Source organism: Idiomarina sp. ST10R2A5 (genome assembly GCF_051842325.1).
GTDB classification, from domain to species: domain Bacteria; phylum Pseudomonadota; class Gammaproteobacteria; order Enterobacterales; family Alteromonadaceae; genus Idiomarina; species Idiomarina abyssalis.
In genome coordinates, this window is record NZ_JBNIEX010000012.1 from 13,983 (window position 1) to 36,193 (window position 22,211).

The following is a 22,211-nucleotide window of genomic DNA, read 5'->3' on the forward strand; positions in this document are numbered from 1 at the left end:
TTAATGCCCTGGATACAACTGACGCTTTCTTGCAGTGAAGAGCATGCTCCCCAGGTGGGGGACATGCTCATGGCTAACGGCGCTCAGGCGGTTACATACCGCGACGGCGCTGATACCCCCATTTTTGAGCCACGCCCCGGCGACGTTATATTGTGGGAACACACCTTAGCGACGGGCTTGTTTGACGCCGAAGCTGATATAAAAGCTATTATTGCCAACCTGAAGCAGTCCAACGTTTTCGACAGCAACTTGCAATATAAAGTCGACCCACTGGAAGACAAGGACTGGGAACGCGAATGGATGGATAACTTCCACCCTATTCGTTTTGGCGAAAGTTTGTGGATTTGCCCCAGCTGGCGGGAAGTACCGCAGCCGGATGCCGTTAATATTTTGCTCGATCCCGGCATGGCTTTTGGTACCGGAACACACCCGACAACCGCGATGTGTTTACGTTGGATAGATGCCAATCCCCCCACGGGTAAAACCGTTGTCGACTTTGGTTGCGGATCAGGAATTCTCGGCATTGCGGCACTGTTGTTTAATGCCAAGCATGCTATTGGTATCGACATTGACCAGCAAGCCCTGATTGCGACAAAAGACAACGCCGAACGTAACAAGGTCGGTGATAAATTCAGTCTTTACCTGCCGACTCAGCAACCTAATACTCAAGTTGATTTGGTTCTGGCCAATGTTCTTGCCGGCCCGTTACGTGAACTTGCCGATACGATAATTGGCTTCGTTGCGCCAGGAGGACAATTAGTCTTATCCGGAATATTGGAGCGACAAATAGAAGGGGTTATTGAAGCTTATCAACCTCAGATACAGTTCGACACTCCGACTATAGACGGCGACTGGGCAATGCTTAGCGGTACTCGGGTTGGTTAACAAGCGTCCGCTTTGTCAATAGTAAAAAATGAAAAAAAGACCCAAATTGCGTAATAAATAGCCTTTTCTTTATTGCGCAAATTCCCTAAAATTCCTCACCCTTTCGCTGCGTAGTTTTTAACCGATGCGGATTGGCCCATATCAACTCGACAATCAGGTCATATTAGCTCCCATGGCCGGAGTTACTGACCAGCCGTTCCGTCAGCTGTGTTACAGCACGGGGGCTGGGCTTACAGTATCAGAGATGCTGTCCAGTAACCCCAAGGTATGGCAGACCGATAAATCCAGGCAACGCATGGATCATTCGGGAGAGCTTGGCATTCGTGCCGTGCAAATAGCGGGCTCTGAACCAGAGCTAATGGCTGAAGCTGCGCGGGTTAATGTCAGTATGGGCGCGCAGATTATCGATATAAATATGGGCTGCCCGGCGAAAAAGGTGAATAAAAAAATGGCTGGCTCGGCGCTTATGCAGCACCCTGAGTTAGTTGAAGAGATACTGACAGCGGTCGTTAACGCTGTCGACGTTCCGGTAACGCTAAAGACAAGAACCGGCTGGGATCCTGAGCATAAAAACGGTATTGATATAGCGCAGTTAGCAGAACGCTGTGGTATTCAGTCACTTGCTATTCACGGTCGTACTCGCGCCTGCATGTATAAAGGTAATGCAGAATACGACACGATAAAAGCAATTAAAAACGCCGTTTCGATTCCCGTTGTTGCTAACGGTGATATTCGTACACCGTTACAGGCAAAACAAGTTCTTGAGTATACCGGGGCAGATGCCATTATGATTGGTCGTGGCGCGCAGGGGAATCCCTGGCTGTTTAGAGAAATTGCTTACTTTCTTCAGACAGGCAAGGAACTTCAACCGCCGTCGCTAACTGAAGTGGCTGAAACCGTCATTCATCACGTTGGTAAATTGCACGAATTTTATGGCAGTTACCAGGGTGTCAGAGTCGCCAGGAAACACGTTGGTTGGTATTTAAAAGAAAAAGCCAGCAATGATGAATTCAGGCAAACATTTAATCGTCTTGAGGATGCCGAAGCGCAACTTAAGGCACTTGAAGATTATTTTGTCACTGTAGAGAAGAGATAAGCGTATTATGTTTGATCAAAACCCTAGTCGTGAAAACGTATCTCCCCTGACCACTATCGGTAATAACGCACAGCCAAAGCCGTTGCGTGACTCCGTCAAGCAAGCGTTGAATAGCTTTCTGCGCCAGCTGGACGGTCAGGATCCTGAAGAATTGTACGAGCTGGTGTTATCCGAGGTGGAGGCGCCGCTACTAGAAGAAGTCATGACTTATACCCGGGGTAATCAAACCCGCGCCGCAACTATGTTAGGTATTAACCGCGGCACTTTACGCAAGAAGCTGAAAAAATACGGCATGAATTAAGAATTTTTTGGGCGCCTTTTGGCGCCCTTTTTTTATTGACCTCCCCCGTAATTTAACTGAGTTATAGAAAGGCAAAACAATGGAAACCCGTCCAATCCAACGCGCTTTAATCAGTGTTTCTGATAAAACCGGTATTGTTGAATTCGCTCAATCTCTGGCCAAAAAAGGCATTGAAATTCTCTCTACAGGTGGCACCGCTAAGCTACTTCGCGATTCAGGCATAACCGTTATTGACGTTTCTGAGCATACCGGCCAGGAAGAGATTATGGGCGGGCGTGTCAAAACTTTGCATCCGAAAGTTCACGGAGGCATTTTAGGTCGTCGCGATATCGATCAGACAGTCATGCAGGAACAGAATATTGCGCCTATCGATATGGTTGTGGTTAACCTGTATCCCTTTGCTGAAACGGTAGCCAAAGAAGGTTGCACGTTAGAGGACGCGATAGAAAATATCGATATTGGCGGCCCGACTATGGTTCGCGCTGCAGCCAAAAATCACAAAGACGTGACCATTGTTGTCAATGCCAATGACTACCAACGCGTGCTTGCTGAACTAGAAGAACAGGGCGGAGTCAGCCACAGCACTCGCTTTGACTTAGCGGTCGCTGCATTCGAACACACCGCCCAATACGACGGTATGATTGCCAACTACCTTGGTAAGCAACTGAGTGGAAATGACTTTGCGCGTACATTAAACCTGCAGGTATCGAAAAAGCAGGACTTACGTTACGGCGAAAACTCACACCAGTCAGCAGCATTTTATACCGAATGTAATGCTCCAGCCGGTACCGTTTCCAGCGCTACACAAATTCAGGGCAAAGCGTTGTCCTTTAACAATATTGCCGATACAGACGCGGCGCTTGAATGCGTAAAGAGCTTTGCTGAGCCGGCCTGCGTTATTGTTAAGCATGCAAACCCTTGCGGTGTCGCAATTGGTGAGTCCATTACCAATGCTTATGATCGCGCCTTTAAGACCGATCCAACTTCCGCGTTTGGTGGCATTATTGCTTTCAACCGTGAGCTGGATGAAACAACAGCAACAGCTATTGTCGAGCGCCAGTTTGTTGAGGTTATTATCGCGCCGAGTGTCAGCGACAAAGCCAGAACTGCGGTTGCCGGTAAGAAGAACGTTCGTTTGTTAGAGTGCGGCAATTGGGAAGAAACCAACACCCAGCTAGATTACAAGCGAGTTAGTGGCGGTTTATTAGTACAAGATACCGACAACCAGGACTTTAACGCAGACCAATTAAAAGTGGTCACTGAAAAGCAACCAACAGAAGCACAGATGACCGACTTATTATTCTGCTGGAAAGTTGCCAAGTTTGTTAAGTCTAATGCCATAGTTTATGCCAAAGACGGCATGACAGTAGGCGTAGGCGCCGGCCAAATGAGCCGCGTTTACAGCGCTAAAATTGCCGGTATAAAAGCGGCCGACGAAAATCTTAGTGTGCCAGGTTCCGTTATGGCTTCTGATGCTTTCTTCCCGTTCAGAGATGGTATTGATGCCGCCGCCGAAGCCGGTATCAGTGCTATCATTCAGCCGGGGGGCTCGATCCGTGACGAAGAGATCATCGCCGCAGCTAATGAACACGGTATCGCGATGGTATTCACCGGCATGAGACATTTCCGCCACTAGGCAACTTAACCAGTGGGCATAGCATTGCGTCCGTAACGTTTGGGGGCTAGTCTAATAGACAAGTTCCCAACCCTACAGGTGATAGCATGAGAAAATTAATAACATCCGCTTCTGTCATAGTATTAGCAAGTGCCCTTAGTGCCTGCTCTCCAGCCCCCGAGGCGGATTCTTTGCAAGCAGCAGTCGACCATGAATCCCGCACCGACAAATACGCTGCTCGTGATGAATTCCGTAACCCAAAAGAAACTTTAGAGTTTTTTGAGCTAGAGCCGAGTATGACGGTAGTGGAAATTTGGCCAGGTGGTGGTTGGTATACTGAAATTTTGGCCCCTTATCTGGCGGATGAAGGACAGCTTTATGCTGCACACTTCCCGGAAGATTCAGGTAGCGATTACTACCAACGTTCACTTGAGAATTTCAAAGAAAAATTAACCACTAATCCGCTCTATGGCAATGTCATTTTGACCGAATTTGCACCGGGTAAAGACACTGACCTGGCACCGGCTCGTAGTGCCGATCGTGTGCTCACGTTCCGCAACCTTCACAACTGGTATATGCAAGAAGGCGAAGAAGGTGTCATTCAGGCATTCCGTCAGTTTCATCAAACACTGAAACCTAACGGTATGCTGGGTATCGTTGACCATCGTCTGCCCGAGTCAAAAGATGCTGAAGCTTTTAAAGACTCTGGCTATGTAAAAGAGAGCTGGGTAATAGACTTAGCTGAACAAGCCGGTTTCGAGTTTGTGGCTAGTGCCGAAATCAACGCAAACCCAGAAGATACAGCTGATCACCCTAAAGGTGTCTGGACTTTACCTCCAACCCTGACGCTGGGTGAAGAAAACAGAGAAAAATACGAAGCCATTGGTGAAAGCGATCGCTTCACCTTGAAGTTTCGCAAACCCGTTACAGACTAGAGGACAGAACTAACCTTATGAAAGTATTGGTCGTTGGCGGCGGAGGCCGTGAACACGCTCTGGCGTGGAAAGCAGCACAATCACAGCAAGTGGAGTGCGTATATGTTGCCCCGGGTAACGCAGGTACAGAGCGTGAGCCAAACCTGACAAATGTGGCCATCAGCGCCGAAGACATTGAAGGTTTGCTTAACTTTGCCAAAAGCGAAGGTGTTGAACTGACCATTGTTGGTCCGGAAGCACCTTTAGTTGCAGGCATTGTTGATCGCTTTAGTGAAGCAGGACTCGCCGCATTTGGCCCCACGGCTAAAGCAGCGCAGCTAGAAGGCTCTAAAGCGTTTAGCAAAGACTTTCTGCAGCGCCACAATATACCCACCGCCGACTACCAAAACTTTACAGAGGTTGAGGCAGCCAAAGCCTATGTCGCTGAAAAAGGCGTTCCTATTGTCATAAAGGCAGACGGCCTTGCCGCTGGAAAGGGCGTTATTATAGCCGAAAGTCAGGAGCAGGCGGATGCCGCTATCGACGACATGCTGGCCGGTAACCGTTTCGGTGATGCCGGGCATCGGGTCGTTATAGAAGAGTTTTTACGCGGTGAAGAAGCCTCTTTTATTGTCATGGTGGACGGCGAACACGCAGTACCTTTTGCGTCAAGCCAGGATCATAAAGCACGTGACAACGGCGATAAAGGACCTAACACAGGTGGGATGGGCGCTTATTCGCCGGCTCCGGTAGTGTCACCGAGCATCCATAAATGGGTTATGCAGCACGTTATTAAACCTACAGTCGATGGGATGGCAGCAGAAGGAGCGCCTTACAAAGGGTTCCTCTATGCCGGTTTAATGATTGCGGAAGACGGCACTGCCAAAGTTCTGGAGTATAACTGTCGCTTTGGGGATCCTGAAACTCAGCCCATTATGATGCGTTTAAAGTCGGATTTGGTTGAGCTTTGCCAGCAGGCAATTGAAGGCAAACTTAATCAGGCGCCTATCGACTTTGATGAGCGCGCTGCAGTTGGTGTGGTTATGGCTGCCGGAGGGTATCCTGAAAGTTACAACAAAGGAAATGTCATTCACGGCCTTCCTGAACAAGCTTCTGAAAACCAGAAGGTATTCCACGCGGGAACTAAAATGGATGACGGCAATGTGGTCACAAGTGGTGGCCGGGTTCTCTGTTGTACAGCCCTGGGTAAAACCGTTACTGAGGCTCAACAACTTGCCTACCAGCTGGCTGATAAAATTAACTGGAATGATGCCTATTATCGCACCGATATCGCGCACCGTGCGATAAAACGCGAAAGCTAAATACCCACCTCCTGTCATTACATTGTCATAAAAGCTTACTAAGCTTTTGTCTCTGTTGTGATGGGAGGTTTCATGCCTGGGTGTGATTTAAAAAAAGAGCTATTAACCCTTATTCAGGGGAAGCAACTTTACCCTCTATTTCAACCCGTTATGGACACTGTCCGCGGAGTTGTTATTGGCCATGAAGCGCTTATTCGCGGCCCTAAAGGACACTCTCTCGAATCCCCGGATAACTTATTCTCTCTCGCCAGCAAAGTAAGACTATTATCAGAACTGGAACTAGCATGTCGCTCTGCTGCCATGGAAGCGTTTCAGAAAAACTCTATGCAGGGTAAACTTTTTCTTAATGTGAATCCCAATGTTCTGCAGGATGACTCTCACCCGCATGGATCGACACTGCGTTTGTCCCAGCAATTTGGCATATCACCAGAACAAATTGTCATTGAAATTTCAGAACGCTACCCAATTGAAGATACCGAAAATCTGAAACACGCCATTATTCACTATCAGAAACTTGGCTTTATGATTGCTATTGACGATTTAGGTGCGGGTTACTCCGGGCTCAAGCTCTGGTCGGAATTACATCCTGACTATGTCAAAATCGATCGCTATTTTATTCAGTCTCTTGAAACATCTTCGGTAAAAAGAGAATTTGTGCAAAGTATTCTGTCACTGGCCACAAGTTTACGCACGAAAGTGATCGCAGAGGGCATCGAAACCACAGATGAACTTGAGCAATTACAGTCTATGGGTGTTAATTATTGTCAGGGGTTCCTGCTCGGAAAGCCGCAACTTTATCCGGTACTGGAGGTCTCTTCTTCACTGGTCGTTCCTAATCATTCTGTTGCACTAAACTACCAAACAACTATCGCCAGTGTGGTCGATACCATTCACGGCGTATCAGCGGAAACTCGCTCTTCACAAGTGCTCGACACCTTCACACAAGATAAGACGTTATCCTCCTTGCCCGTTATTTATGAGAAAAAGGTCGTCGGAATTATACGAAGAGAAAAGGTTATGGAATTCTTCTCTGGCTCCTACGGTCATGCTCTTTATGCCAACAAACCGGTTTCTTACATTATGGATGTAAGCCCTCTTTCCGTTGACTGGCAAACATCGCTGGAGGAAGTGAGTCAGTTAATTACCGATAATGATGAAGTCGATATCTATCAACATATTATCGTTACTAAGAGAGGTGTTTACTACGGCGTAGCGTCCATTAAAAATTTATTACGCAGAATAACCGAGCTAAAAGTTAACAACGCCCGCCATGCTAACCCTTTAACTCAACTTCCGGGGAACGTAGCTATCAACCAAGTTATAGAGAACCAGCTTTCCCAAGCCTGTTCATTTCACGTGGCCTACTTTGATTTGAACCACTTTAAGCCGTATAACGATATTTATGGTTACGAACAGGGCGATCAGATTATTAAATGGTTAGCGCAGATACTACAAAAACAATTATTCAGGCATGGCCATTTCATTGGTCACATTGGCGGAGACGACTTTGTCGCTATTTTTAAAGACACCGATAAAGAACAAACCGAAGAGTTATGCCATAAAATTATCAAAGACTTCGAGCAAGGCATCACCCGATTTTATCATCAGGAGCACATTCAGTTGGGGGGAATAAAAGCATTATCCCGTAACGGTAAACCGGCCTTCTACCCATTACTAAGTCTTGCTATTGGTGTGGTTCAACCAGATCCCTCGGAGTGTTTATCACATCACGATGTCGCACTATTAGCCAGCGAAGCAAAAAAAGAAGCAAAACAATCTGACGGCAGCCACTGCTACATGTGCCACCGTCAAAAACCCAGACGTTTACGCCAGGTTAATCTTCAACAATCAGATCATCTTCAGTATCAGACGCTGAGCTAAATGAATCATCAGCAAATTTACCGCGCCCGTACATACTGGCGACTTTTGGCCGATGAATACGTGCCTGATATTTTGCCCAGACCTTTTCTACATCCGTTACAGGGGCTTGTTCCCCCCGGCACGCAGCCAGCAACTCAATATCTTCTTGTAAAACAGGTTCAAACTCTCCCGCCAGCATTGCCGTAATGAGGCAGCCGTAATGGGTCAAAGCATCGCTTTCACGAATAGAGAAATCGCCTGAGCGAGAAAAGCCATAAGGGTAGTTGCGGAAATCGTTAAACGGTTTCTTTAACAATACTTCACGGGTCATCTTGGTCATGTGTAAGCCCTTCCTACAGACTAAAACCGAACAAAAAGTCTGTCGTTATATACGACAAAGACGATATAGAGCGATATCGAACTTTTGTCAACGAAAATTTTTGTAAAGTGCCTTTTAACAAATGGTTGTAGCAACTATAAATTAGCCGTGTGTAATAAGTTATGTCATTTTATTTCAAGTTATTTCGCAAATAAGAAGGAAGAGCACTATGAATAAGTTAATGTTAACGACACTAGCCACCGCAACGCTAGGGCTAGTCGCATGCGGGGGCTCTGACAGTGATGACAATAACACCGATACCGCTCAATTCTCTCTGGGCATTAGTGACGCCCCGGTAGACAACGCTGAGTCTGTTGTTGCCTGCTTTAACGCAGTTGAACTTACCGGTAACGGCGATGAGCCCCGTACTTTCACCGTCGGTGAGGATATTGAAGCCCCTGAAGAAAATGACCTTTGTACCGACGAAGATGGCCAACCCATTGCAAATACCATTGGCATCGACTTGCTAGAGTTTACGGGCAACGACTCGATGGTTTTTCTTGAAAACGCAGAAATTGATGCGGGTCAGTACGGACAGCTAAGACTAGTAATGGCCGAAGGTTCTTACATCATGACAGACACCAACGATGATGGTGAAGCTGAAAAAGTTGCCGTACAAGTCCCTTCAAACGAGTTGAAGTTAGACGGTTTTGTTGCCGATGCAGGCGGAAACCTTAACTTTACCGTTGAGTTTGATTTGCGCCACTCAATGACTAACCCGGTCGGCCAGGATCACTACATCCTTAAGCCGCGCGGCGTTCGTCTGGTTGATAACTCTGCTGTTGGTCACCTGAAAGGTACTGTTGCTGAAGGTGCGTTGCTATTTAACGAAACCTGTACCGTAGCACCGGAAAACACAGAAGAACCGGTAGCTTATGTTTATCTCTACGAAGGCAGTGACCTTGATGAAACAACCTTAGCTGATAACGGAGGTTCGGAAGAAAACGAGCCTTATGCCAGCACAGCGGTTTATTTTGATGGGGTAGACACCTACGACTTCTCTATAGGTTTTGTTGCAGCAGGAGACTACACAGCCGCGCTTACCTGTAATGGTGGGGACGATCCGGAAGCCGATGATGACGTGAACTTTTTCTTAACCGAGAACGTCACTATTGAAGAATCTAGCGAGCCACAAGAATTAGAATTTGTTGGTGCAGCTGAGGAATAAAGGCATTCGATAGTTTTGGCTACAGGGACGTAGCCTTCCTCTTACCAAAAACCAAATGCTGACCCCAGACTTCTGCCACTGAGCAACACCGAAATTAAAAAGATGACTGCAGCCAGCATATTTTGCAAACCGGAGTTACGGTAATTGCCTAACATCGAACTCTGACAAAGCCACCACAGAAACCCCACAATAACTGGCAGTAAAATCCCATTCGCAACCTGAGCAAACCAAATAACCGTTACCGGCTTTATGCCAACGCTTGAAATAACAATACCTATTAGCAAAATCGATAGCCAAACCGTTCTGAAAGCCCTGCTTCGTAAATTAACCGACCAACCCATAATGCCGCATAATGCATAAGCACTGGCTAAAGGCGCCGTTGTCGCCGATGAAATGCCCGCAGCGAATAACCCGATTGCCATTAAGTAAGTAGCCCCGTCGCCAAAAAGTGGACGCAGCGATCCGGCTAAGTCACCCGCACTTTCAATTGTCACTTGCTGGCCAAAGAACGCAGAAGCTGCAGTGGCAACAATAGCCATAGAAATAAGACCACCAAAAGGTATTGAAAGAAAAAGGTCCCGACGAGCAGCTGAAAGGTCATTCGGAGATCGCCATTTTTTAGACACACTGGAAGCATGCAGGAAAATATTATACGGAACTACAGTGGTACCAATTAGCGCAACGACAGTGAGTGTCGCTCCGGTAGGCAATGAAAACCCAAAGGTACCTTGAAATACAGCACTCCAGTCTGGGTCTGTTAATAAAAAGGTGCCGATAAAGGCCACGCTCATGAGCAGCACCATTCCGATGAGCGTCTTTTCTATCACCCGCGCATTACCCGACCAGAGTATCAGTAGCGCGATAACACCAATAATAAGCGCCCAGGCATTGCTCAACCAAGCATCCAGTATTGGTACCGGCCCAAGTAGCTCACCAGCACCTAAACTGGCTCCGGAAAGGTTTCCGCCCTGATAAACACTATTGCCAATAGCAATAGCGCTAAAAATGAGAATTAATGCCAACCAACGAAGCCAGCCAGAGGTGAGGTTATTACGGATATTTTCGCCAAGCCCGGCTTGTGTCACCAAACCAATGCGGGCCGACATTTCCTGAAGAATAACGCAGGCAACAATAGAGAACAGTAACGCCCAAAGCAGTGCGTAACCAAAGTTTGCTCCGGCCAGCGAGGCTGTAACAACGGTCCCCGGCCCAATAAATGCCGCAGCGACTAACGCACCAGGCCCGAACTGAGAGAGTTTCAACATAGCCTAAACGGTTCTATTAAGAGATTCAGGACCTTCAATGGTTACCATTGAAATCCAGTTTTTATTCAGTGCCTCGGATAAGTCCGACTCAAGCACAGAGCGAGCCGTGCCGTACTCAACATATAAATCGGTGACGCCACAGGCTCTATTACGGCCATGGGCTTTACCTGTATACAGTGCCATATCGGCAACCTGAAGGACCTTCTCCCAATCCATTTCATGTTCCGGTATGTCGGCAAACGGCAGGCGAATAAAGCCTATAGTAGTTGTCACAAAAATTTCCTGTCCTTCGTAAACAACCGGCTCTTTCGCTATCGCTTTCAAAATTCTTTCGCTCATTTCTTCCAGGTCTGCACTGCTTACGTTACGAACAAGAAAGAGAAATTCCTCACCGCCCCAACGGATCAGTTTATCGCTTGCACGACACTCTTTTTGTAAGCGTTGACTGATTTCAATCAATACTTTATCACCGGCCGCGTGCCCATATTTGTCATTAATGCGTTTAAAAAAGTCGATATCAAGCAGAATGAGGCCATCGGAATGGGCCGCCGCTTCGCGTCTCTCACCATGCTGTTTACGCGCTTCCATCTCTTCCTGAAGAGCACGGCGGTTCCACAAGCCAGTAAGAGGGTCTCGACGTGACTGGTCAGCCAACAAGTTATTAGCTTCTTTTAACCTTAAGTTGGCGCGTCGGGCTTTGCGGTACATTAGAAAAACAAATAAAGCAGCGAATACAGCAACAATCCCCAATAACAACCAAATTAGGTTTCTCTGTTCGTTGATTTCCAGTAACTGCTGTTTAAGTTCGTTTTGGCGCTCCAGCAACTCAATCTGCTGCTCTTTATCTTTGCTTTCATAAAGCTGCTGTAAATTAGCCAGGTTCTGCTGTTGATCACTTTGATAGAGCTCTTCCATTAACTCCATCTGCTGCTTTAGAGTCTCGGCCTGTTTTTGATGTTGCCCGGCAAGCTCATAGGCTTCAGCAAGCTCGCCAAGTAACCCTTCAACTTCCGTTTTTATGTCTTCTTCACGATAGAACTCAAGCGCTTCGCGCATTTCTTCAAGGCCGACTTCCGTGTTGCCCTGATGCACATCAATAAAGCCTAAATTGAAATGGATGGTCTGTGCCATCCAGATATCTTCGACTTCTTCGGCCAGCTCCAGAGCTTCTCGTAAATGACTTCGAGCTTCTTCCCACTTTTTTTCAGACATGTAGTGGTCGCCGAAGTTATTTAAAATAACGGGTAATAAATACTCTCGTTCATCTTTAACTGCCGCTTGGTAAGCTTTTCTTAACGAAACAAGAGAAGCTTCTCGCTCGTCCATTCCGGCTTCAACATAAGATTTGTGCAGATAAAAATCAGGCAAGTCGTATTCCAGCTCGTTCTGCTTAGCGCTTTGAATCGCTTTATTAATTGTCTTTAACGACCCTTCCCAGTTTTTCAACTCAGACTGAATAATCGCGATTGAGTAGTCCAGATATTGTTGACGGATGGGCGTTCTTTCGTTGTTCGTTTCGTTGACGGCATCCTGAGCCAGCAGCAAGTGACGCAAAGCATCATCGTAACGGTTCCAGTCAGCATAGACTCTCGAAATAAGGTTGTGACCGTAATAACGAACCCTTGGCATACGAGCGTTGGAAAGGGGGATTTCGACATCGTTGAGCAGCAAAAACGCTTCGCCGTACTTACCTTCCATTTGAAGTATTTCAACTCGCGTCGCCTGAGCTTCGGCTTTTACATCAGAAATTTCACTATTTTCAGCAAGAGCCAGCAGTTCATCCAGTTTTTCGAAAGCTAACTCTGTTTCACCTTCGTAGTAATACCAGGATACTTCATAGCTTTTAGCTCTGGCCCGAGTAGCTACGGGGGTTTTCGGCGAAATATTTTCCAGCACATTAAACAAAATAGCTCTGGAGTCTTCCTCTTCACCCAGGGAGTTAAGGTAATCATCCAGTTGCTCCTCCATGGCCATATTGACCGGAACACCGTTAATATTTTCTGTCGAAGGCTGAGCTGAGACGGACCCAAAACTTACCAGCAGAAAAAACGCTGAAGCGGCTAAGCAATAGTTGACCCATTTCTTGTTTTTATTTTTCATGGGAGCGAGTCCGTTCAATGATTAATTAACGACCAAGTTTATCTCAATTTGAATGATTGCACAAAGCCAATCACTGAGGTAAAACAGCAGTATGACAACGACAAAGTTAGACTGGTCGAAGATACTTAAGTCAGGGCAAAGAATCTTTATTGGCTCTCACGCTGCGGTGCCAACCGCGCTTATCGATGACCTGATAGAAAACGCAAAAAATCTGCATGATATTGAAATTGTGCAGTTAATGACGCTGTCCGACAATAAGTGGGCCGGCCCGCAGTACCAGCAGTTATTTAAGGTCAATACCTTTTTTATTGGTGGCGATACCGTAAGAACCGCGGTAAATGAAGGCCGAGCGGATTATACCCCCAGCTTTATTTCCGATATTCCCAACCTGTTTAATAACGGCATTCTGCCATTAGATGCCGCTTTAATTATGGTCAGTCCTGCAGACAAGTACGGCTACCATTCAATGGGGGTTTCAGTCGACGTGGTCGCCGCCGCGGCTAAATCTGCCAAGACCGTTATCGCCCAGGTGAACCCTAATATGCCGGTCACTTACGGACAGTCTTTTCTGCACACGAATCAAATTAATTACTTTTGGGAACATGCAGCACCTCTGCCCGAACTGCCACCACCCAGCCTTGAAGACAGTAAAATCATTGAGCGGATCGGCCAGTACATTGCCCTGCTGGTTGATAATGGCTCTACGCTTCAAATTGGTGTCGGTACTATTTGCGCTGCGGCACTGCGTTACTTAAGTAACCATAAAGATCTGGGCATTCATAGCGAGCTTATTACTGACGATGTCATGCATTTGATGCTCAAAGGGGTCATTAATAACCGCAAAAAAACCTTCCACCCTAATAAAATTGTGACCAGCTTCTGCATGGGGTCAAAAGCCCTTTATGACTTTGTTGACCACAATCCACACGTTGGTTTTTATCCCAGTGAATATGTAAATTCACCAGCAAACGTTGCCCGTAATGACAAATTAATAGCAATTAACAGCGCCATTGAGGTGGACTTAACGGGTCAAATTGTGTCGGATTCTATTGGACACCAGTTTTACAGCGGTATTGGTGGGCAAGTGGACTTCAGTCGCGGGGCATCTTTAAGTAAAGGAGGTAAACCCGTTATCGCTCTGCCGTCAACAACACAAGACGGTAAAGTATCGCGCATTGTTCCATTCATTCGGGAAGGCGCAGGTGTAGTAACAACGCGCGGGCACGTACACTATGTCGTCACCGAATTTGGCGTCGCTTCATTGCGGGGAAAAAGTATTCGCGAGCGGGCTATGGAGCTAATTCGCGTTGCTCACCCTAAATTCCGTAGCCACCTGTTGCAGGAAGTTCGTAAACATTATTGGGTTCCCCATTATCAGCAACAAACACCAGTTGATGTGCCGGAACTCGGCGATATTGGCTTTAAAAAGCTCAAAATTAATAACGAATCTTTTGATTTAAGACCGCTTTATCCGTCGGATGAACGTCGGCTGCAAGAGTTCTTTTATTCTCATACGAAAGAAACTCTGCAGCTACGTTACAACGCCGTACCCACAACCATGACCCGGGAAAAATCCTGTACCTTAGTCAGTGTCGACCAGTCAAAAGATCTTGCCCTGTGTATTGTGCATCAAAAAGGCTCTGCGGTTCAGATTCAGGCGGTTGGGCGTTACTACTACATCGAGTCGCAAAATAGTTGCGAGGTCGCTTTTGTGACCCGCGAGAAATACCAGGGCCGCGGCATGGCGGGCAAGCTATTAGATGAAATGATCCGCATAGCACGCGAACGTGGCCTGGACAGTATGCAAGCCTACGTATTAGCCGCGAATAAACCCATGTTAAGTGTGTTTGAACGGGGCGGCTTCAAACGCTTGCCCAGTGAAGAGCCGGGTGAAGTCTTGCTCAAACTCGATCTTAAACAAGGCAGTGAGTAAATTATGTCGATAGTCGTATTCAGTCATGATGACTGCCTCAAACACATACCCAACGAGCAGCACCCCGAGTGCCCGGCCCGTATTGAAGCCATTAATGACCAACTCATTCGCTCCGGCCTCGACTTTGTGCTTATACGAAAAGAAGCAACAGAAGCGCCCTGGGAAGCTATTCAAGCGGCGCATTCCCAAGCACATATCGACTTTATTCGTGCGGAAATTCCTGAGTACGACCATGAATGGATAGATCCGGACACCTTAGTGACACCAGGTAGCTTAACCGCTGCCTTGAAAGCAGCCGGAGCAGCGGTTAATGCGGTTGACGATGTTATGACCACCCTCAACAAACAAGCTTTTTGTGCCGTTCGCCCACCCGGCCACCACGCTACGCGCTCAAAAGCCATGGGCTTTTGTTTATTCAACAACATTGCCGTGGCGGCGTACCACGCTATTGAAAAATACGGGCTTGAGCGTGTTGCTATTGTCGACTTTGACGTACACCACGGCAATGGAACCGAAGACATAGTTCAGGGTGATGACCGTATCTTGTTTTGTTCGTCATTCCAGCAGGCGTTTTACCCATTTACCGGGGAAGACACTAGCGCCGGCAATGTTCACAACGTGCCTCTGCCTGCTGGTTGCAAGGGTGAACAATGGCAACAAGCGGTTTCGGAGAAATGGTTCAGTGCACTCGACGAATTCCAGCCTCAACTGGTGCTTATTTCTGCCGGCTTCGATGGTCACGCAGAAGACGACATGTCTCAGTTTCTCCTAAAAGAAGAAGACTACCACTGGATAAGCGTTAAGCTGAAAGAAATTGCCGACAAACACTGTGACGGTCGTATCGTATCTACGCTTGAAGGCGGGTATAATCTCAGCGCGTTAGGCCGCAGTGTTGTTGCGCATTTAAAAGGCTTACTCTAAGCGCACCTCTATTCTTAAAACATTCATAAAAAAGAGTCGAATATTATGGGATTAGTTCTTAAGCTTGTGGCGGGTATTGTCGCCGGTATTCTTATTGGGTTATACATGCCAGAATGGGTCAGCCAACTCCTGCTGACTTTCAAAACACTGTTCGGTCAGCTGCTGTTCTTCACTATCCCATTACTTATTTTGTTCTTCATTACCAGCGGTATTGCCAGCTTACCGAGCAACTCCGGAAAAATGCTGGGTAAAACCTTAGGCATTGCTTATGCCTCAACCGTTATTGCAGGTATTATCGCCTTTTTCGCTGCCAGCCTTGTCGTTCCCTGGCTGACAACCGACGCTCAGAGTGTTTCTACAGAAGCCAAAGCCACTATCGAACCCTTTATTGAGCTGTCGGTTCCACCGCTAATGGAAGTCATGTCGGCACTGGTTTTAGCCTTTATTTTTGGGTTGGGTATTGCCAGTACAAAAGCAGAAAACCTGAAGAAACTGTCGGATCAAGGCCGTGATATTATCGAGCTGCTGTTGGTTAAAGTTATTATTCCATTACTGCCGCTGTATATTGCCGGTATCTTTGCGGAAATGGCCGTTGCCGGTACAGTATTCGACACCTTGAAAACCTTTGGCGTTATTCTGATACTCGCCGTCGCCCTGCACTGGATTTACATTACCTCCATGTACATTATGGCGGGCATAAAAACCGGTCGTTCACCGCTGTTTTTAATCAAAAATATGCTGCCGGCGTATTTTACTGCACTAGGTACTATGTCCAGCGCAGCCACTATTCCAGTTACTCTGCAAAGCGTGCGCAAGAACAAAGTCGATAACGACGTTGCCAACTTTACCGTGCCACTTTGCGCCACCGTTCACTTAGCCGGCTCCACCATTACCATTGTCAGTTGTGCTGTTGCGGTTATGGTGCTGCATAATTCCCTCGCCATTCCCGGCTTCTTTACCATGCTGCCATTTATTTTAATGCTTGGCATTGTCATGTTAGCCGCACCAGGTGTGCCCGGCGGCGCCGTTATGTCGGCGGTTGGCCTATTGGGTTCAATGCTGGGCTTCGGCGAAACTGCTATCGCCTTAATGATAGCCCTGTACATGGCACAAGACAGCTTCGGTACCGCCTGTAATATTACAGGTGATGGTGCTATAGCCATGTTTGTGGATAGTTCGAAGAAGAGTTAGCCAGCTAAACCATCAAGGCGCGCCAAGTGACTTAACGTGCGAGCCTTGATGGTTTCCCCAACCGACAACGCCTTTGTCGCTGGAGCATCCTCTAAGGCCTTATTCAGTGCCGGTTCAGTAAGCTCCAACAATTCGCCCAGCACTTGCCTCACAGCGTTTGCTGACAACCCTAAATAACGGCCATGACTCAACCAGTGACGTCCTAAAATATTGTACCAGCGATAGTGCGTGTTTTTGCTGTGTACTTTCATTGCCATTTTAATTTTCTTCAATTGAATATTGCCCTGTCCAAAATAAGGGTAGGCACTCATCACATCGTAAATCGGACACAACTTAAAGCCGTTTGCCTGAAGGTGAATACTGAAGTTTTTCGCGTGACCATCAATTGCCGCCAGTAACCAAAAAACGACCTGAGTTTTGAAGAACGTCAGCCTATCTTCATGTGGCGTTATCGAGCGACTCAACGTATCCATAATGTCCTTTGAGCTAGGTCCCCCGTGTTCCTCGTATTTACTGCCGCTAACACGACCTAACGCTTGGCACATGTCCTCTTGGGGGAGTCGTAATATACGCTCCTTCTCTTTTTCTACCTTTCGGTCAAACCGTTTCACCACTAGCGCTTTTTGGCCTTTAAACATTAAAATATCGGCCTCAGCAACATCAAAGCCGAGATGATGAAGGAAACGTAGGCAAAACCACTCGTTTTCAACGCTATTACTCATATCCAAAGCCATTTGCGGGTGATGCATAATAGGCGGCTTAAAGATATGCGTTGTCGCGGTTATACCGTGAGGCATACACCATTTTTCATTCCAGTAAGTAAGTGCCGTTTTTTCCTGAGCACCGGCTAACGAAATTCGAAAGTCGTCATCCTCATTTAAACCTAGTGTATTTTCTACTCGGGTTCTTTTAATTTGCTCTGCAACACCACTTTCAGTTAGTGGTGTTAGGGAAAGATCTTCAGTGCCTGTATTTTCTGGCGGTGTTACTTTCAGCGAGATTGCACCAATACAATCGCCACCAATTGCTGCAAGTAGATCAAAGGGAGACAGGCTATCAGCGCCCAACTTATCAACAATATGCTTGCGAACAATGTCGCTGTCGGGTAACAAGTTATCGAAATAAGCATGGACCGAATCCGTTGTTATCTCTGAAGACTGCAACGGAATGCTCAAGGAAATTGGGCGCGAACCTTTAAGACTAAGCCACTCTTTTTCATATTGAAAGCTTAGCCGGCCTTTACGCCGAAAGAGACGTCCGACTAAAAAGCCATTCATTGAGCAATATAATGTATCCGTCAGTGAGCGCCGTCCCATTAGAAATCTACCTCCTGGCATTGAAGAGGTATGTCATACATTGGTCCAATATCAACTTTCAAATCGAGCATAGCGCAAAGCCTTAAAAGCATATCCGCGCTGATTTTATCGGGCTGCAGTTCGTACTTAGAAATGTCTTTTTGATAAACACCGAGCCTGTCTGCCAGTTCGGTTTGCGTCCACTTCTTGCTTTTTCGTGCATCACGCAGAGCCGAGGCGATGTCTTGCGGTGTGTTTATTTTCATGGCTATTCCTGAATTTATACTAATAAAAGGATAAGTAAGATATAGACCAAATTTAGTATAAAGTCAATTTATACTCATTTTAGTATAAACAGGAAGAGGAGTTACTATGCCTTAGAAAAAATAGAAGCAATTCATCAACGTTATTAGGGAGTTTTAATAAGAAACTTGGAGCGGGAAACGAGATTCGAACTCGCGACCCCAACCTTGGCAAGGTTGTGCTCTACCAGCTGAGCTATTCCCGCGTATTGGTACTTTTTACAGTATTCTGGAAAGTCTGACGTTGGAGCGGGAAACGAGATTCGAACTCGCGACCCCAACCTTGGCAAGGTTGTGCTCTACCAGCTGAGCTATTCCCGCTTCGTCAGTGCGGCGTGTATTCTACTGATACCACCGATAAGGTCAATAGTTTTTGCGCCGCAATTGGCTTATTTGCTGAAAAAATGCTCTCGGTAATGCTGCAATTCCGCAATAGACTCTCGAATATCAGCCAAAGCTTCATGCGCACCCGACTTTTTGAAACTATTAACAACTTCTGGTTGCCAGCGTTTTGCCAACTCTTTTAACGTACTGACATCCAGGTTGCGGTAATGGAAAAAGGCTTCGAGTTCAGGCATGTGCTTCGCTAAAAAACGACGGTCCTGACAAATACTGTTACCGCACATAGGAGAAACCCCGGCATCAACGTATTGTTTTAAAAACTCAATGGTTTCTGCTGTTGCTTTCTTTTCGTCGTACTCGCTTTGCTTTATTCGCTCAACCAGGCCTGACCCTGTATGCGTTTTGACATTCCAGTCGTCCATTCTGTCCAGGTACTTCTGAGGTTGATGAATAGCAATGACAGGCCCTTCCGCTAAGGTGTTCAGCTGTGCATCAGTAACAATGGTTGCTACCTCAATAATGTGATGCTCTTCCGGCACCAGCCCGGTCATTTCAAGGTCAATCCAAATTAGGCGTTGTTTCTTGTCGTCTTCTGTCATTACCCTGCTCTCTTAATGCAATTTGTTGTATGATAGCGTCATTTCCAGCACGACAACAGGTTACAGGCTTGGTAAAACGCAGACGTCTGAACAAAGGCCAGCAACGGCGGGTATCAGCCAACCAAAAAAAACGGCTGAAAAACACCGATATTGAGTGGACAGATAACCAACTCAATGCACCGGAAGCCGGGCGTGTTATCAGCCGCTTCGGTCAGCACGCCGATATTCGCGATGCCGAAGGCAATACCTACCGCTGCCATATACGCCGGGTTGTCGACAGCCTGGTATGCGGCGACAGCGTCCTCTGGTCCAGAGCAAGTGCCGAACAACAAGGTATGCAGGGTGTAGTTGTTGCCGTTCAGGAAAGACATAGCCTGCTGTCCCGTCCTGATTACTACGACGGATTAAAGCCTGTTGCTGCTAACATCGATCAAATCTTCGTTATTTCCAGCGTACTCCCCAGCTTCTCATCGCAAATTATCGATCGCTACTTAGTCGCCTGCGAGGACATTGGCATAGAACCCGTTATTGTGCTGAATAAAGCGGATTTGCTGCCCGAAATTGACGAGACCGAACGTCAATATATTGAGCAAAGGCTTAAAGATTACGAAAGCATTGGTTACAAAGTTCTTAACGTCAGCAGTGCAACTCAGAGCGGGTTGGATGCTTTGCAAGAGATGCTGAAAGACCATATTTCGATTGTTGTCGGTCAGTCCGGCGTGGGTAAGTCGTCGCTGGTAAACCAGCTTTTACCTGACGTGAACGCCGACACAAATTTAGTGTCAGATAACTCTGGATTAGGACAGCACACAACGACGGTTGCAACCTGGTATGACTTAAAGGAGGGCGGAGCCCTTATTGACTCACCCGGTATCCGGGAGTTTTCGTTATGGCACCTGGAACCTGAGAGAGTCGCCCGGTGCTATGTCGATTTCCGTGACTACTTAGGCGGCTGCAAATTCCGCGATTGTAAACACGGCGATGATCCGGGCTGCGCATTGCAAGAGGCTGTCGGTAACAATCAATTGCATGAATGGCGCCTTTCTAATTATCATCGCATTATAGAGACGATGAAAACACAAAAGCCCAGTCGGGCAATTAGAGGTAAGTAACTGTGTCAAAGACCGATAAAGTCAAAATTTTCTTCCAGCATGTGATGCCGAAGCATTTAATTTCCAGGTTAATGGGAAAGTTTGCTGCTGCACGTGCCGGATGGTTCACACAGGTTTTTATCCGCTGGTTTATTCGGCAGTATAAAATTGACATGAGTGAGGCCATTCACGAGTCACCCAAGGCTTATAAAACCTTTAATGAATTCTTCACACGCAAGCTAAAACCAGAGCTTCGACCGCTGGAAGCAGACGACAACGAATTAGCACACCCGGTCGACGGTGCAGTCAGCCAGTTAGGCGACATTGATGGCGGACGCATTTTTCAGGCTAAAGGGCATGACTATTCATTACAGGAATTGCTCGGTGGCAACGAAGAAGACGCCAAGCCTTTTGTAAACGGTAAATTTGCGACTATTTATCTGGCACCGAAAGATTACCACCGCATTCATATGCCTTGCGATGGTGCTCTGAAAAAGATGATTTACGTGCCGGGTGATTTATATTCAGTCAACCCACTAACCGCGGCTAATGTACCGAATCTGTTCGCACGTAACGAGCGCGTTGTAGCTATTTTTGATACCGAAGTTGGCCCCATGTCCATGGTATTGGTTGGCGCAACTATCGTCGCCAGTATCGGTACGGTTTGGTCCGGCACCGTCACACCGCCTACCGGTGGCCGTATTCAAAGCTGGTCGTATCCAACGTCAGGCCACTCAGCTATACACCTCAAAAAAGGTGAAGAAATGGGTCATTTCAAACTCGGTTCAACCGTGGTGCTAACCTTTGCCGAAAACTCGATTGAATTTGATGACGATCTTAAGCCACTTTCCACCACGCGTATGGGAGAAACTATGGCAGAGATAAAAGAGAGCAACGATTGATTTTATGGGCGCACCGAGGGGCCAGTTATGAGGCCCCGGAGAATACGCTTGCCGCTTTCTCGCGAGCCATGGACAGCGGCGTGCATGGTATTGAACTGGACGTTTATGCCATAGACGGTGAACGTTTTGTGTTCCACGACCGGTATTTAGAACGCCTGACTGCCACACCCGGCCGGCTAAAAGACTTAACCGCTGAGCAGATAAAGCATCTGAAAGTGTTTGGTCAGCAGTCTATACCCACCTTGCGCGAAGCATTAGCTCATATTAACGGACATTGTCACGTAAATATTGAGCTTAAAGGTGATATGCCCACCAAAGAGCTTCTACTTGATATTGATTACGCTCTAAAGAACACCAATTTCAAACCTGAACAACTCTTAGTTTCGTCTTTTAATCACCACTGGTTGCAGCGGCTTAAAAAGCGTCGCCCTGAGATTAAAATTGGCGCTTTGAGTGCCAGCTGCCCATTGAGCTATTGTCAGTTCGCAGAGGAGCTACAGGCGTTTTCAGCCCATTTTGCGGTAGATTTTGTAACACCTGAACTGGTTGAGGATGGTCATCGCAGGGGCTTACAAGTTTATGTCTACACAGTAGACGGCCAACACGATATTGAAGAACTGCACGCAATGGGTGTGGATGGTATTTTTACCAACCACCCCAACTACGCTCAAAATGTCGTTGCCGGTCTAACCACCGCCGGCAACGAACCTATTCTGCATTATTAGCCTGA

General features: G+C 47.0%; 20 protein-coding genes and 2 tRNA genes. 14 read left to right on the top strand and 8 right to left on the bottom strand.

The annotated features are described in order from the left end of the window. Positions 1–3 precede the first annotated feature (3 nt). From prmA to ACP7FG_RS12315, 7 genes are all read left to right on the top strand, one after another. Positions 4–885 carry a 50S ribosomal protein L11 methyltransferase gene (gene prmA, locus ACP7FG_RS12285; protein WP_439226547.1) on the top strand — a complete coding sequence of 294 codons (882 nt, stop codon included), beginning with the start codon at positions 4–6 and terminating at the stop codon, positions 883–885. A gap of 124 nt (positions 886–1,009) precedes the next feature. Beyond that, positions 1,010–1,981, top strand: a complete 972-nt coding sequence (gene dusB / locus ACP7FG_RS12290; RefSeq protein ID WP_439226548.1) for a tRNA dihydrouridine synthase DusB — start codon at positions 1,010–1,012, stop codon at positions 1,979–1,981. Positions 1,982–1,988: 7 nt separating this feature from the next. Then, on the top strand, positions 1,989–2,282 hold the full coding sequence (fis, locus tag ACP7FG_RS12295) for a DNA-binding transcriptional regulator Fis (protein ID WP_011235515.1): 294 nt from the start codon (positions 1,989–1,991) through the stop codon (positions 2,280–2,282). A gap of 79 nt (positions 2,283–2,361) precedes the next feature. Continuing rightward, positions 2,362–3,918 carry a bifunctional phosphoribosylaminoimidazolecarboxamide formyltransferase/IMP cyclohydrolase gene (gene purH, locus ACP7FG_RS12300; protein ID WP_439226549.1) on the top strand — a complete coding sequence of 519 codons (1,557 nt, stop codon included), beginning with the start codon at positions 2,362–2,364 and terminating at the stop codon, positions 3,916–3,918. An 86-nt stretch (positions 3,919–4,004) separates the two neighbouring features. Beyond that, positions 4,005–4,832, top strand: a complete 828-nt coding sequence (locus ACP7FG_RS12305) for a class I SAM-dependent methyltransferase (protein WP_222235848.1) — start codon at positions 4,005–4,007, stop codon at positions 4,830–4,832. Between the two features lie 17 nt (positions 4,833–4,849). Next, positions 4,850–6,133, top strand: a complete 1,284-nt coding sequence (purD, locus tag ACP7FG_RS12310) for a phosphoribosylamine--glycine ligase (protein WP_439226550.1) — start codon at positions 4,850–4,852, stop codon at positions 6,131–6,133. Positions 6,134–6,205: 72 nt separating this feature from the next. Then, complete coding sequence (locus ACP7FG_RS12315) at positions 6,206–8,014, top strand: GGDEF domain-containing protein (protein WP_439226551.1); 1,809 nt, start codon at positions 6,206–6,208, stop codon at positions 8,012–8,014. Here ACP7FG_RS12315 and maoP read toward each other — a convergent pair. Next, positions 7,968–8,333, bottom strand: coding sequence for a DUF413 domain-containing protein (gene maoP / locus ACP7FG_RS12320; protein WP_222235851.1), 366 nt, complete (start codon positions 8,331–8,333; stop codon positions 7,968–7,970). The two genes, ACP7FG_RS12315 and maoP, sit on opposite strands and share 47 nt — an antisense overlap. A 208-nt stretch (positions 8,334–8,541) precedes the next feature. Here maoP and ACP7FG_RS12325 point away from each other — a divergent pair, with 208 nt between their 5' ends. Beyond that, positions 8,542–9,540, top strand: a complete 999-nt coding sequence (locus tag ACP7FG_RS12325) for a DUF4382 domain-containing protein (protein ID WP_439226552.1) — start codon at positions 8,542–8,544, stop codon at positions 9,538–9,540. Between the two features lie 41 nt (positions 9,541–9,581). Here ACP7FG_RS12325 and ACP7FG_RS12330 read toward each other — a convergent pair whose 3' ends face one another. Further along, the gene (locus ACP7FG_RS12330) at positions 9,582–10,805 is read right to left on the bottom strand and encodes an Nramp family divalent metal transporter (protein ID WP_439226553.1); all 1,224 of its coding nucleotides are present in this window, start codon (positions 10,803–10,805) and stop codon (positions 9,582–9,584) included. A 3-nt stretch (positions 10,806–10,808) separates the two neighbouring features. Continuing rightward, a complete protein-coding gene (locus ACP7FG_RS12335; RefSeq protein WP_439226554.1) occupies positions 10,809–12,905 on the bottom strand; it encodes a tetratricopeptide repeat-containing diguanylate cyclase in 2,097 nt (698 codons plus the stop codon). A gap of 91 nt (positions 12,906–12,996) precedes the next feature. Between ACP7FG_RS12335 and ACP7FG_RS12340 the strand changes: the two genes are divergently transcribed. The 3 genes from ACP7FG_RS12340 to ACP7FG_RS12350 are packed head-to-tail and all read left to right on the top strand — an operon-like array spanning position 12,997 to position 16,950. After that, positions 12,997–14,838 (top strand): GNAT family N-acetyltransferase, encoded by a 1,842-nt coding sequence (locus tag ACP7FG_RS12340; RefSeq protein ID WP_222235855.1) that lies wholly within the window; start codon positions 12,997–12,999, stop codon positions 14,836–14,838. A 3-nt stretch (positions 14,839–14,841) separates the two neighbouring features. Further along, positions 14,842–15,759 (top strand): histone deacetylase family protein, encoded by a 918-nt coding sequence (locus tag ACP7FG_RS12345; RefSeq protein WP_439226555.1) that lies wholly within the window; start codon positions 14,842–14,844, stop codon positions 15,757–15,759. A 45-nt stretch (positions 15,760–15,804) separates the two neighbouring features. Continuing rightward, positions 15,805–16,950 (top strand): dicarboxylate/amino acid:cation symporter, encoded by a 1,146-nt coding sequence (locus ACP7FG_RS12350; protein ID WP_439226556.1) that lies wholly within the window; start codon positions 15,805–15,807, stop codon positions 16,948–16,950. Here ACP7FG_RS12350 and ACP7FG_RS12355 read toward each other — a convergent pair. From ACP7FG_RS12355 to orn, 5 genes are all read right to left on the bottom strand, one after another. Next, positions 16,947–18,266: a type II toxin-antitoxin system HipA family toxin gene (locus ACP7FG_RS12355; RefSeq protein WP_439226557.1), complete on the bottom strand. Its 1,320-nt coding sequence runs from the start codon at positions 18,264–18,266 to the stop codon at positions 16,947–16,949. The genes ACP7FG_RS12350 and ACP7FG_RS12355 overlap by 4 nt on opposite strands. Beyond that, positions 18,266–18,511 (bottom strand): helix-turn-helix domain-containing protein, encoded by a 246-nt coding sequence (locus tag ACP7FG_RS12360; protein ID WP_054491303.1) that lies wholly within the window; start codon positions 18,509–18,511, stop codon positions 18,266–18,268. Before ACP7FG_RS12360 ends, ACP7FG_RS12355 begins: the two co-directional genes overlap by 1 nt. Before the next feature lie 166 nt (positions 18,512–18,677). Further along, positions 18,678–18,753, bottom strand: a tRNA-Gly gene (locus ACP7FG_RS12365). A 39-nt stretch (positions 18,754–18,792) separates the two neighbouring features. Beyond that, positions 18,793–18,868 (bottom strand) — tRNA-Gly (locus tag ACP7FG_RS12370). Positions 18,869–18,936: 68 nt separating this feature from the next. Then, positions 18,937–19,488 (bottom strand): oligoribonuclease, encoded by a 552-nt coding sequence (orn, locus tag ACP7FG_RS12375; RefSeq protein WP_417448102.1) that lies wholly within the window; start codon positions 19,486–19,488, stop codon positions 18,937–18,939. Between the two features lie 68 nt (positions 19,489–19,556). On the opposite strand from orn, the gene rsgA reads away from it, so the two are divergent. From rsgA to ACP7FG_RS12390, 3 genes are read left to right on the top strand one after another with little or no spacing between them, the layout of a single operon-like run. After that, the gene (rsgA, locus tag ACP7FG_RS12380; protein WP_199493644.1) at positions 19,557–20,600 is read left to right on the top strand and encodes a small ribosomal subunit biogenesis GTPase RsgA; all 1,044 of its coding nucleotides are present in this window, start codon (positions 19,557–19,559) and stop codon (positions 20,598–20,600) included. A 2-nt stretch (positions 20,601–20,602) separates the two neighbouring features. Next, a complete protein-coding gene (gene asd, locus ACP7FG_RS12385; RefSeq protein ID WP_439226558.1) occupies positions 20,603–21,481 on the top strand; it encodes an archaetidylserine decarboxylase in 879 nt (292 codons plus the stop codon). Beyond that, positions 21,478–22,206, top strand: a complete 729-nt coding sequence (locus ACP7FG_RS12390) for a glycerophosphodiester phosphodiesterase (protein ID WP_271332320.1) — start codon at positions 21,478–21,480, stop codon at positions 22,204–22,206. Before asd ends, ACP7FG_RS12390 begins: the two co-directional genes overlap by 4 nt. The last annotated feature ends 5 nt before the right edge of the window (positions 22,207–22,211 follow it).